The organism is Streptomyces sp. NPDC002104, assembly GCF_053593795.1.
This window is the reverse complement of sequence record NZ_JBSFDF010000003.1, coordinates 139,146-151,042: the sequence shown is the minus strand read 5'-3', so window position 1 is coordinate 151,042 and position 11,897 is coordinate 139,146. Positions and strand designations below refer to the sequence as shown.

General features: G+C 73.2%; 11 protein-coding genes and 1 tRNA gene. 5 read left to right on the top strand and 7 right to left on the bottom strand.

Features of this window, described 5'->3' with window-relative positions; all coding sequences use genetic code 11:
- Nucleotides 1–47 precede the first annotated feature (47 nt).
- Entirely contained in the window at nucleotides 48–314 is a 267-nt protein-coding gene (locus tag ACWCP2_RS04365; RefSeq protein WP_266884495.1) for a StsA-related sactipeptide RiPP, read from the bottom strand.
- A 311-nt stretch (nucleotides 315–625) separates the two neighbouring features.
- Here ACWCP2_RS04365 and ACWCP2_RS04360 point away from each other — a divergent pair, with 311 nt between their 5' ends.
- The gene (locus tag ACWCP2_RS04360) at nucleotides 626–1,387 is read left to right on the top strand and encodes an AfsR/SARP family transcriptional regulator (protein WP_450907061.1); all 762 of its coding nucleotides are present in this window, start codon (nucleotides 626–628) and stop codon (nucleotides 1,385–1,387) included.
- A gap of 105 nt (nucleotides 1,388–1,492) precedes the next feature.
- On the opposite strand, the gene ACWCP2_RS04355 is transcribed toward ACWCP2_RS04360, so the two are convergent.
- A complete protein-coding gene (locus ACWCP2_RS04355) occupies nucleotides 1,493–3,355 on the bottom strand; it encodes an ABC transporter ATP-binding protein (protein ID WP_450907060.1) in 1,863 nt (620 codons plus the stop codon).
- A 232-nt stretch (nucleotides 3,356–3,587) separates the two neighbouring features.
- On the opposite strand from ACWCP2_RS04355, the gene ACWCP2_RS04350 reads away from it, so the two are divergent.
- Both ACWCP2_RS04350 and ACWCP2_RS04345 read left to right on the top strand, forming a co-directional pair.
- The gene (locus ACWCP2_RS04350; RefSeq protein ID WP_450907059.1) at nucleotides 3,588–5,654 is read left to right on the top strand and encodes a phosphocholine-specific phospholipase C; all 2,067 of its coding nucleotides are present in this window, start codon (nucleotides 3,588–3,590) and stop codon (nucleotides 5,652–5,654) included.
- Between the two features lie 108 nt (nucleotides 5,655–5,762).
- Nucleotides 5,763–7,001: a PP2C family protein-serine/threonine phosphatase gene (locus ACWCP2_RS04345; protein ID WP_450907058.1), complete on the top strand. Its 1,239-nt coding sequence runs from the start codon at nucleotides 5,763–5,765 to the stop codon at nucleotides 6,999–7,001.
- A gap of 71 nt (nucleotides 7,002–7,072) precedes the next feature.
- Here the strand turns inward: ACWCP2_RS04345 and ACWCP2_RS04340 are convergent.
- Nucleotides 7,073–7,146: transfer RNA gene (locus ACWCP2_RS04340), tRNA-Pro, on the bottom strand.
- A 118-nt stretch (nucleotides 7,147–7,264) separates the two neighbouring features.
- Here ACWCP2_RS04340 and ACWCP2_RS04335 point away from each other — a divergent pair.
- Entirely contained in the window at nucleotides 7,265–7,768 is a 504-nt protein-coding gene (locus ACWCP2_RS04335; RefSeq protein ID WP_450907057.1) for a DUF309 domain-containing protein, read from the top strand.
- A gap of 91 nt (nucleotides 7,769–7,859) precedes the next feature.
- Here the strand turns inward: ACWCP2_RS04335 and ACWCP2_RS04330 are convergent, their stop codons facing one another.
- From ACWCP2_RS04330 to ACWCP2_RS04315, 4 genes are read right to left on the bottom strand one after another with little or no spacing between them, the layout of a single operon-like run.
- Complete coding sequence (locus ACWCP2_RS04330) at nucleotides 7,860–8,249, bottom strand: VOC family protein (protein ID WP_389433002.1); 390 nt, start codon at nucleotides 8,247–8,249, stop codon at nucleotides 7,860–7,862.
- A 4-nt stretch (nucleotides 8,250–8,253) separates the two neighbouring features.
- Nucleotides 8,254–8,886: a LutC/YkgG family protein gene (locus ACWCP2_RS04325; protein ID WP_450907056.1), complete on the bottom strand. Its 633-nt coding sequence runs from the start codon at nucleotides 8,884–8,886 to the stop codon at nucleotides 8,254–8,256.
- Complete coding sequence (locus ACWCP2_RS04320; protein WP_450907055.1) at nucleotides 8,883–10,370, bottom strand: lactate utilization protein B; 1,488 nt, start codon at nucleotides 10,368–10,370, stop codon at nucleotides 8,883–8,885. The genes ACWCP2_RS04325 and ACWCP2_RS04320 overlap by 4 nt, the downstream gene beginning before the upstream one ends.
- Nucleotides 10,367–11,122, bottom strand: a complete 756-nt coding sequence (locus ACWCP2_RS04315) for a (Fe-S)-binding protein (protein WP_450907054.1) — start codon at nucleotides 11,120–11,122, stop codon at nucleotides 10,367–10,369. The genes ACWCP2_RS04320 and ACWCP2_RS04315 overlap by 4 nt, the downstream gene beginning before the upstream one ends.
- A gap of 18 nt (nucleotides 11,123–11,140) precedes the next feature.
- On the opposite strand from ACWCP2_RS04315, the gene cobF reads away from it, so the two are divergent.
- Entirely contained in the window at nucleotides 11,141–11,893 is a 753-nt protein-coding gene (gene cobF / locus ACWCP2_RS04310; protein ID WP_389433006.1) for a precorrin-6A synthase (deacetylating), read from the top strand.
- Nucleotides 11,894–11,897: the final 4 nt, after the last annotated feature.

Here is an 11,897-nt window from a genome sequence, read left to right as displayed (position 1 = left end):
AGGCGCGGCCCGACGCGGAAGGCCGCCGGACCCCGCCTGTGGAACGGTCAGTTCTCGGCCTGGCCCGATCCCGACCAGAGGCCGCAGGCACACAGCATCGCGGCGTCGAAGCCCTCCTTCGTGGCCTCCGGGGAGGTCCAGTCCTGGGAGTGCGCCACCACGTCGGGCAGGATCGCCGCGAGGCGGGTCTTCGTCGAGATGAGGACCTTGGTCTCCTCGGGGGTCAGGCTGGCGTAGAACTCCTCGAGAGCGGGCGCCATCGTGCCGCCGATGACACCGGCCGCACGCAGGGACTCCAGGGCGTTGAAGGACATGCTTCCACCTTTCGCTGTCGCGTTCGATCGGGGACGCAACCGAGACTGCGCGCGGCGGACCCGTGAAACAACCCCACGAATGTGGGTTGTGCGGGAGCCGCGAAGGGGACATACGCAGCGCGGGCGGGACGTCCTGCGCAGGCGACGGGGACGGCTGGAACGCACCGCTCACGGGTGTTGACGGCCTCCGGACCGTGCCTCACGCTCGTACCACGGCCATTGTGAAGCTCATGTGAAGCGAACGTGGAAATCGGGACCAAGGGAACGCCCACCCGGCGGCCGGCGGCCCAAAGGGCGACCCGAGAGGTGCGATGAACCCCACCGGTTTAGGCATCGTGCACATATCGCTGCTGCCAGGCTTCGTCTGCCGCACCGGCCAACGGGTCGCCGATCTCAGCGACATCCAGCAACGGCTCGTCGCGGCCCTGGTGCTCGCCGACCGTCCGCTCAGGCGCGTCGACCTGGCCGGCCGGCTGTGGCCCGACGCCCCGGCCGACCGGGCCGGCGCCCGGTTGAGACAGACCCTGTGGCGGCTGAATCAGGCCACGGCCGGTGGCCTGTTGCGGGCCTCGCACACCACCATCACCCTCACCGATCACGTCGAGGTGGACTACCGGGCGGCGGCGCGGCTGATCGCGGCGGTGTCCGGGGCGGTCGGGGCGGTCGGGGCGGTGGCCGGCGGGGACCGGCTGCCGCAGGCGTGGAGCGTCCTGCGCAATCCGCTGCTGAACGACTGGGACGACGACTGGCTCGTACCGTTCCAGGAGAAGTGGAGGGTCCAGCGCGTCCAGACGCTGGAACGCCTCGCCGAGAGGTACCTCCAGCGCCGGCAGCACGCGGCGGTGCTCGAACTGGCCGACGCCGCCACCCAGGCCGACCCGCTGCGGGAGGGGCCCCGGCGGATCGCCGTGCAGTCCTGCCTGTTCGCCGGCGAGGTGGCCGACGCGCACCGCCGCTACCGCGGCTATCAGGAACTGCTCTCCGCGGAGCTGGGCGTGGCGCCGAGCGGGGCCATCCCGCAATTGCTCAGGCAGGACCGCGAGCGCCAGCTCGCCCTGGCGGCGGAGCACTGACCGGGAGGCCCCCGGTCGGCGCAGTCCCTCCGGTCGGCGCAGTCCCCGCGGGCAGCGCCGTCCCCCCGGTCGGCGCAGGCCCCCCAGGCAGCGCAGACCCCCCGGTCAGCGCAGGTCGGCCCGGGCGGCCGTGTCGTCGATGGTGTCGTCGATGAAGCCGCCCGACTGGTGCTGCCACAGCTTCGCGTAGGCGCCCTCGGCCGCGAGCAGCTGGTGGTGCGTGCCCTGTTCGGCGATCCGTCCGTGGTCGAGCACGACGAGCTGGTCCATGGTGGCGACCGTACTCAGCCGGTGCGCGACCACGACCGCCGTCCGCCCCTCCATCAGCCGCCACAGCGCGTCCTGGACCAGGACCTCGCTCTCGGAGTCCAGGGCGCTGGTGGCCTCGTCGAGGAGCAGGATCGGTGCGTCGCGCAGGATCGCCCGGGCGAGGGCGACCCGCTGGCGCTGCCCGCCGGACAGCTTCACCCCGCGCTCGCCGACCATGGTGTCGAAGCCGTCCGCCAGGGCGTCGGCGAACTCCGTGACGTGCGCCGCCTCGGCCGCGCGGCGGATCTCCGCGTCGGTGGCGTCCGGGCGGGCGAAGGCGATGTTCTCGCGCAGCGTGCGGTGGAACATCGCCGGGTCCTGGGGGACGTAGGCGATGAGGCTGCGCAGGTCGGCCTGAGCGATCCGGCTGATGTCCTGCCCGCCGATCAGGATCCGGCCCGCGTCGATGTCGGTCATCCGCAGCAGCAGCCGGGTGAGCGTGGTCTTGCCTCCGCCGGAGCGGCCGACGAGGCCGAGCTTCGATCCTGCGGGCACGGCCAGGTCCAGTCCGTCGAAGAGGGGCTTGCCGCCCTCGTGGCCGAAGGTCACCCGGTCGAAGCGCACGTCCGCGGCGGGCGGGCGGCGCAGCGGCTCCGGCTCCACCGGGTCGAGCACGGTCGGCGGGGTGAGCAGCAGTTCGGTGAACTGCGCGGCCTCCGTCATCGAGCTCTCCAGGCGCCGGTAGATCTGGTTGAACTCGAACATGATCCGCGTCGCGCCGGCGTAGTAGGTGAAGGCGACGATGACCGCTTCCACCCCGTGCGCTCCCCCGCCGAGCACGATGGCGAGCATCAGTCCCAGCACGTTGGTGGCCACGGACAGCGGTGCGACCAGGGTGTCGATGCGCAGGTTGCCGTAGTCCCACGAGCGCAGGGTGAGCTTCCTCGACTCCGCGACCCGGGTGCGGTGTTCGGCGGCCTCGCGCGGTTCGGCGGCGAAGGCCCGGACGGTGTCCATGTTCATCAGGCTGTCGGCCACGTGGCCGGACACCCGGGCGATCGCCTCCTCCCGGCGGGCGACGAGCACCTGGCGGCGTCGGATCAGGGGCACCACGCACAGCGCCGTGACCGCGATCATCGTCAGCAGCCCGACGACGAGGAGCGGGTCGTACTGCCACAGCACCACCGAGGCGAACAGCAGCGGCACGAAACTGCCCATGACCGAGAAGGTCAGCGTGTCGACGAACTCCTCGAAGCGGGAGGCGAAGCTGAGGACCCGTTTCGTCAGCGATCCGGCGAAGTTGTCGTGGAAGAACGCGGCGTCCTTGCGGAACAGTTCGTCCATCGCGGTGACGTAGAGCTGCTCGATCCCGCGGGCGTCGAGGCGGTTCAGGCAGTGCAGCCCGATGCGCCAGAACGCCTCCGAGAGCAGCAGGACGCCGGCGAAGCCGAGGACGTAGGGCGTCGCCCAGCCGAGGGTTCCGCCGACGCCCGCCGCGACTCCCTCCCCTCCCGCGATCCGGCCGACGAGCTTCGCGACGACCAGCGGCGCGAGGTAGTGGAGGCCGATGTTGCCCAGCGCCGGGAGCAGCATCGCGGGAGCGGTCAGCCACCGCAGGCGCACCAACTCCCGGCCGTAGTAGCGAAGTGCGAGGAGTACGGGACTCCTGCGCGGTGGATGTGCGTTCGGTGAATTTCCGTGCGATTCGGGCGATCCCATACCAACCCTGCCTTCTCCGACCGTCCTGCCAGAAAGCGGAGTGTCCCGCACGGGCGCCCGCGCGGTCCAAGGCTTTTCGGGCGACAGCCCAAAACCGGCCGACCTTCGTACCGAACCCGACCGGCGTTCGCCTGGTGTACGCGCCGGCGTCACGTCAGGCTCCCTTGGCCGAACCCCGCACGCGCTGTGCTGGGGTACCCAGTCACCCCTCACCACGGAGGTCGTTCGCGCCATGGCAGAACTCAATCGGCGGCGTTTCCTGCAGCTCGCGGGCGGAACCACCGCCCTGACGATGCTGGGCGAGAGCATCGCCCGGGCCGCCGCGATCCCCGCCCAGGGGACCACCGGCTCCATCGCGGACGTGGAGCACATCGTGGTGCTCATGCAGGAGAACCGTTCCTTCGACCACTACTTCGGCGCGCTGCGCGGCGTCCGCGGCTTCGGCGACCCGCGCCCGGTGACCCTGCCCAGCGGCAAGTCCGTCTGGCACCAGTCCGACGGCACGAAGGAGACGCTGCCCTTCCGGCCGCCCTCCGAGGACCTGGGCATGGAGTTCCTCCAGGGCCTCAACCACGACTGGGCGGGCGGCCAGAGCGCCTTCAACCACGGCAGGTACGACAACTGGGTCCCCGCCAAGACCGCCACCACGATGGCCCACCTGACCCGTGAGGACATCCCCTTCCACTACGCCCTCGCGGACGCGTTCACCATCTGCGACGCCTACCACTGCTCGTTCATCGGCTCCACCGACCCCAACCGCTACTACCTCTGGTCGGGCCACACCGGCAACGACGGCAAGGGCGGCGGCCCGGTCCTCAACAACGCCGAGGCCGGATACGGGTGGACCACCTACCCGGAGCGCCTGGAGGCGGCCGGAGTCTCGTGGAAGGTCTACCAGGACATCGGCGACGGCCTGGACGCCGCCGGATCATGGGGCTGGATCGAGGACGCCTACCGGGGCAACTACGGGGACAACTCGCTGCTCTACTTCAACAGTTACCGGGACGCCCAGCCCGGCAGCCCGCTCCACGACAAGGCCCGTACGGGCACCAACGCCGCGGCGGGCGAAGGCTACTTCGACAAGCTGCGCGCCGACGTCGTCGGCGGCACCCTGCCGCAGATCTCCTGGATAGCCGCCCCCGAGGCCTTCAGCGAGCACTCCAACTGGCCCTCCAACTACGGCGCCTGGTACATCTCCCAGGTCCTGGACGCACTCACCGCCAACCCCGACGTGTGGGCCCGTACCGCCCTGTTCATCACCTACGACGAGAACGACGGCTTCTTCGACCACGTCGTCCCGCCGTACGCCCCCGCCAGTACCGCGCAGGGCCTGTCGACCACGCCCACCGCCCTGGACGTGTTCCCCGGCAAGGCCGGCTACGTGGCCGGACCCTACGGCCTGGGCCCGCGCGTGCCGATGCTCGTCGTCTCCCCCTGGAGCACGGGCGGCTACTCCTGCTCGGAGACCTTCGACCACACCTCGGTCATCCGCTTCATGGAGCAGCGCTTCGGCGTCCACGAGCCCAACATCTCGCCCTGGCGCCGTGCTGTCTGCGGCGACCTCACCTCGGCCTTCGACTTCGCCCGCAAGGACACCTCCCCGGCCCCGCTGCCCGGCACCGACGGCTGGTTCCCGCCGGACCGCGAGCGCCACCCCGACTTCCGGGCCACCCCGCCGGCCCGGGCGGCCATGCCGCGCCAGGAGAAGGGCCTGCGCCGCACCCGCGCCCTCAAGTACGCCCCGTACGTGGACGGCGCCGCGCTCGTCTCCGAGGGCAGGTTCCGGCTGACGTTCAGCGGCGGCCCGGAGCTGGGCGCGCAGTTCTACGTCACCTCCGGCAACCGCACCGACGCCCCCTGGACCTACACCACCGAGGCCGGCAAGTCGATCGCGGACACCTGGAACACCGCCTACTCGGGCGGGTCCACCGACCTGACCGTGCACGGCCCCAACGGTTTCCTGCGCGGATTCCGCAACCCCGGCACCACCCCCGGCCCCGAGGTCACCGCCCGCCACGACGCCAGGACCGGCAACCTGGACCTCGTCCTCACCAACGCCGGCCCCACCACCGTCACGCTGACGCTCACCAACGCCTACGGTGGCGGCCCGAAGCGGCTCAAGGTCCCCAAGGGCGCCACCGTCCGGCACACGGTCTCCCTGAAGAACACCCGCCGCTGGTACGACGTGACCGTCACCGCGTCCGGCAACCCGGGCTTCCTGCGCCGCTTCGCGGGCACGGTGGAGACCGGCCGGGCGGGCCTGTCCGACCCGGCGATCCTGACGGGGCCCTCCTCCTGACACCACGACCCGGCCGCCGCCACCCGCCAGGTTGACCGCCACGAGCCGGGCGGGCTGATCAAATGCCTTCTACGGCAGCATGCGGCGGGTGGCGGGCGGAGGAGGCACGTGGCGGACCAGGACGAACCGGACGGACCCGGCGGACTCGGCGAACCGGGCGGCCTCGGCGGACCGGGCGGGCCGGAGGCGCGGCTGCGCTCCATGGACGAGGCCCTGGACCGGATCGGCACCTCTTCCGACGAGCACCAGACCTGCCGGGAGCTGGCCGGATTCCTGCTCCGCACCCTGTGCGACGCCGCCGCCGTGGACCTGATCCGCCCCGGCGGACGGACCGAACGCGTGGCGGCGGCCGGCGCGGCGGCCCTCCTGGAGGGTTCCGCCGCCGGGAGCGCGCCGCTGGTCCGGGCGCTGGACCGCGACCTCCCCCTGGAGACGTGGACCGCGGGCGCCGGTACCACCCGCGCGTACGCCGCCTCGGTCCCCGTGGCGGCCCGGGGCGAGCTGTACGGCAGGCTCCTGACCATCCGTACGCGGGGGGAGTACGGGGACCACGAGCTGGCGACCCTGCACTTCGCGGCGCGCCTGGCGGCCATCCACCTGGGTCACGCCCGGCGCCTCGCCGCGACCGAGAAGACCGCACTGGACCTGCAGCGCGCCCTGGTCGCGGAACCGGGCCGGCCCCACCCCAACCTGGACATCGCCACCCGCTACCTGCCCGCCGGGGCCCGCGCCCTGGTCGGCGGCGACTGGTTCGAGACGATCCGCCTGCACTTCGGCCGCACCCTGCTCGCCGTCGGGGACGTGATGGGGCACGGCCTGGAGGCCGCGGTCGACATGAACGCGTACCGCTCCGTGCTGCGCGAGGTCGCCTCCACCGACCTCGCCCCGCACCGGGTCCTGCGCCAACTCGACTCCCTGTCCGCGTCGGACGCCACCCGCAGGCCCGCGACCTGCCTGCTCGTCCGCGTCGACCCGGCCCGGGGCATGGCCCTCTACGCCAGCGCGGGCCACCTGCCGCCCGCCCTGTTCACCGGAGACGGCACCGGGGAACTCCTGGACGTACCGGTCGGCCCGCCCCTGGGCACCGGCGTCGGCGGCTACGAGGCCCTGGCCCGCCCGCTCACCCCCGACCAGACCCTGCTCCTGTACACGGACGGCCTGGTGGAGCGGCGCAGCGAGGACATCGACACGTCCCTGGCCAGACTCGCCGCGCTCCGCCTGGGCTCCCGGACGAGCCTCCCGGAAGTGGTGGACGCGGTCTGCGCCGGCCTGGACGCGGCCCACGCCGAGGACGACGTAGCCGTACTCGCCGCGCGCCTGCACCAGCGGCCGCCCCATCCCGCCTGAGCGGCCCCGGACGCACGAAAGGCCGCCTTCCCATTTCTGAGAAGACGACCTCCGACTCGCGTGAAGCGAAGTCGGGACGACAGGATTTGAACCTGCGACCCCTTGACCCCCAGTCAAGTGCGCTACCAAGCTGCGCCACGTCCCGATGTGCTTCTGATCTGGGGTTTCCCCCGTCCCGGCGGCACATGCAGAACATTACCCCACACCGGGGGGTGTCCATGCACCGGTTATCGGCGTGAGGGGGATGAAGCGAGGATGGAAGGGTGAACGCACGGGATCGGGACGATGAGGGGCGGGCGCGCAGCGCCAGGCCCAGGGACGGGCTGGGGCGGCCGCTGCCCTACGGGGCACAAGGGGTGGAGCGGCAGCCCGAGGGAGTGGTGCGCACGCCCGGGGAGACGGTGGCGCAGGCGCAGCGGCTGCTGGACGCGGGGATGCCCTTCCACGCGCACGAGGTGTTCGAGGACGCCTGGAAGTCGGGGCCCGGTGCCGAGGCGCCGCTGTGGCGGGCGCTGGCCCAGCTGGCGGTCGGGCTGACGCACGCGGCGCGCGGGAACGCGGTCGGCGGGGCCCGGCTGCTGCGGCGCGGAGCGGACGCCCTGGCCCTGGCCGGGCAGGACGGGCCCGGAGGCGGCCCCCCGTACGGGATGGACCTCCCCGGGCTGGGCCGCTGGGCCCGGGCGCTGGCCGTACGGGTGGAGGCCGGCGCGGCCGTCGACGCGGCGGCCGAGGCCCCGCGCCTCACGGGCGGCCCCGGCCCGGCCTGAGCGCGGAGCCGCAGGGCGCAGGCGCACGGCGGCAGCGGGCGGTCCGGTCCCGGCGGCCCGCCCGGGCCCGGGCGTGCGGCCGCCTCGGGCGCTACGCCGGCTGGAGGAGGTCCCAGCGGTTTCCGTAGAGGTCCTGGAAGACGGCGACCGAGCCGTACGTCTCGTGGCGCGGCTCCTCCAGGAAGCGGACGCCCTCCGCGGTCATCCGGGCGTGGTCGGCGGCGAAGTCGTCGGTGTAGAGGAAGAAGCCGACGCGGCCGCCCGTCTGGTCGCCCACGCGGGAGCGCTGCGCGTCGTCCTTGGCGCGGGCCAGCAGGAGCGCGGACTCCTTGGCGCCGGGCGGGCGCACCACGACCCAGCGGGAGCCGTCCGGGCGCGCGGTGTCCTCGGCGAGGTCGAAGCCGAGCGCGCGGGTGTAGAAGTCGATGGCCTCGTCGTAGTCGTGGACGACGAGGGCGGTGAGGGCGAGGTGGGAGGACATGCCCTCATTGTGCGCCGAGGAGGACCACGTCCAGGGTGCGGGGGCCGTGCACGCCCTCCACCCGGTCCAGCTCGATGTCGCTGGTGGCGGAGGGGCCCGAGATCCAGGTCAGGGCGCGGGCGGGGTCCAGCAGGGGCAGCGCGCGGGGGACGGAGTCCACCACCTGGCCGGGGACGCGGACCACGCAGATGTGGTGGTCCGGAACCAGGGTGATCCGGCGCCGTCCCTGCTCGGGGCCGCCGTCGAGGACGATCGTGCCGGTCTCGGCGATCGCCAGGGCGCAGCCGGTCACCACGCTGTCGACCGCGTCGAGTTGCTGCGGGGTGGAGCCCGCGCGGTCGTGGACCGGGGTCGCGCCGGCGGCGGCCGTCCAGTGCGGGGGCAGCCCGGGCGGGACGAGGACCGAGGCCGCGCCCCGTTCGGCGAGGAGGCGGGCGATCAGCGCGCCGATGCCGTCCTCGCCGACCCGGTGCACCTTCGCCCGGTACTCCGCGAGGTTCGCGGCGAGGAGGTCGACGCTCTGCGCCGGCGTGCGGGCTCCGTGGACCTCGAGGTAGTCCCGGGGGATCGCGATGTCCGGGCGCGGCTCCGGCAGGGCCCGGCGGATGCGGGCCAGGATCTGCTCCCTGGCGCTCATGGGCGTGCCTCCTTCTCGCGCGCCGCCCACCAGTCGCGGAACGAGCGCTCGGGGAGCTCCGGCAGCTCCCTGCTGTCCGTCCAGGCCCGCCCCGGCCCCGGCAGCCGGCGCGGTCGCAGCCGCCGGGCCCGGGCCAGCAGCCGCTCCCCGGCGCGCAGCGCGACGGGGTGGTCGAGCAGGAGCCGGGCGGCCCGCATCGCGGCCCGTTCGGCGGTGTGGCCGTCGGCGGGGCGGAGGCGGACGCGGATCCCCTCGCGGGTCACCGGGCCGCCCTGGACCACGCGTTCGCGCAGGTGGACCAGGACCTCGGGGATGTCGATGGCGACCGGGCAGACCTCGTAGCAGGCCCCGCACAGGGTGGAGGCGAAGGGCAGGGTGGCGTCGATCGCGCTCCCGGTGCCGCGGAGCTGGGGGCTGAGGACGGCCCCGATCGGGCCGGGGTAGACGGAGCCGTAGGCGTGGCCGCCGGCGCGCTCGTACACCGGGCAGACGTTGAGGCAGGCCGAGCAGCGGATGCAGCGCAGGGCCTGGCGGCCCACCTCGTCGGCGAGGGTGTCGGTGCGGCCGTTGTCGAGGAGGACGAGGTGGAAGGCCGAGGGGCCGTCGCCGTCGGTCCCCTTCGACGGCCCCAGCCCGGTCCACATGGTCGTGTACGGGTTCATCCGCTCGGCGGTCGAGGAGCGGGGCAGGGTCTGGAGGAAGATCTCCAGGTCGCGGAAGGTCGGGACCACCTTCTCGATGCCGACCACCGAGATGAGGGTCTCGGGCAGGGTCAGGCACATCCGGCCGTTGCCCTCGGACTCGAAGACGACGAGGGTGCCGGTCTCGGCCACCATGAAGTTGGCTCCGGACACGGCGACTTTGGCCCGCAGGAACTTCTCGCGCAGGTGCAGCCGGGCGGCTTCGGCGAGTTCGCGCGGGTCGTCGCCGAGCCCCTCGGGGGCCGGACGGCCCCAGTCGCCCATCTCCGCGGCGAAGATGTCGCGGATCTCGCCGCGGTTGCGGTGGATGGCCGGGACGAGGATGTGGGAGGGCCGGTCGTGGCCGAGCTGGACGATGAGTTCGGCGAGGTCGGTCTCGTACGCGGCGATCCCGGCCGCCTCCAGGGCCTCGTTGAGGCCGATCTCCTGGGTGGCCATGGACTTGACCTTGACGACCTCCTTCTCCCCGGTGGCCCGGACCAGGTCCGTCACGATGCGGTTGGCCTCGTCGGCGTCGGCGGCCCAGTGGACGGTGCCGCCCGCGGCGGTGACGGCGGCCTCCAGCTGGAGCAGGTACCGGTCCAGGTGCGCCAGGGTGTGGTCCTTGACGGCCTTTCCGGCCGCGCGGAGCCGGTCCCAGTCCTCCAGTTCGGCGACGGCCCGGGCCCGCTTGTCGCGGATGGTGTGGGTGGCGTGGCGGAGGTTGGCGCGCAGCACCTCGTCCCGTACCGCCTCGCGGGCCGCGTCGGGGAAGGCCGGCATGCCCAGGTACGTGCCCGTCACAGGAGCGGTTCCTCTTCCGTCGCGGCCAGGATCTCGGCGAGGTGCAGGGCCCGCAGCGGTGCGCCCCGGCGGCGCAGGATGCCGTCGAGGTGGGCGAGGCAGGAGTTGTCCGCCCCGCAGAGCACGTCCGCGCCCGTGCTGACGGCATGGCCGATCTTGTCGGTGCCCATCGCGGCCGAGACGTCCGGGTTCTTGACGGCGAAGGTCCCGCCGAAGCCGCAGCATTCCTCGGCGCCGGGCAGTTCGCGCAGGTCCAGACCGCGTACGGCGGCCAGCAGCCGGCGGGGCCGCTCGCCCAGCCCGAGGCCGCGCAGGCCGTGGCAGGACGGGTGGTAGGTGACGGTGTGCGGGAAGTACGCGCCGACGTCGGTCACCCCGAGGACGTCGACGAGGAACTCGGTGAGCTCGTACACGCGCGGTACGAGGTCCTCGGCCAGCGCGGCCAGCTCCGGCCCGCGGCCCTCGGCCTCGGCCGCGCGCCCGATCCGGGGGTAGTGGGCGCGGACCATGGCGGCGCAGGAGCCCGAGGGCGTGACCACGTACGGGTATCCGGCGAAGGCCTCGGCGGTACGCCGGACCAGGGGTTCGGCCTCGCGCCGGTAGCCGGTGTTGTACTGCGGCTGCCCGCAGCAGCTCTGCGCGGCGGGGAAGTCCACGCTGACCCCGAGCCGCTCCAGGAGGCGGACGGTGGCGATGCCCGTGCGCGGGTGGAGCGCGTCGTTGACGCAGGTGACGAACAGGGCGGCGCGCATGACGGGCAGAATAGCCGGGTGAAGAAGTTCTCAGTGATCGGCATAGGCGCGGGCGACCCGGACCACCTGACCCTCCAGGCGGTCCGGGCGATCGGCGCGGCGGACGCGTTCCTCATCCTGGAGAAGGGCGAGGAGAAGGCGGATCTGACCGGGCTGCGGCGCGCGATGCTCGACGCGCACGCCCGCCCCGGACACCGGCTGGTGGAGGGCCGCGATCCCGACCGGGACCGGACGCCCTCCGACTACGCCCCGACGGTGGACGGCTGGCGCAGCGCGCGGGCCGAGCTCTTCGAGCGGTTCATCGCCGAGGATCTCGCGGAGGGCGAGACGGGAGCGTTCCTGGTGTGGGGCGACCCCTCGCTCTACGACTCCACGCTCGCGATCCTCGACGAGGTGCTGGAGAAGGGCCGGGTCGCCTTCGAGCACGAGGTGGTGCCGGGCATCAGCAGCATCTCCTCGCTGCTCGCCCGCCACCGCACCACCCTCAACCGGGTGGGCCGCCCGGTCCAGATCACCACCGGGCGCCGGCTCGCGGAGGGCTGGCCGGACGGGGTGGACGACGTGGTGGTGATGCTGGACGCCCGGCACGCCTTCACCGCCCACCTCGACCAGGACCTGTACATCTACTGGGGCGCGTACGTCGGCACGCCCGACGAGATCCTGGTCTCGGGGAAGCTGGCGGAGGTCGCCGGCCGGATCGAGGAACTGCGGACCGAGGCCCGTGCCCGCAAGGGCTGGATCATGGACACGTACCTGCTGCGGCGCGACTGAGCCG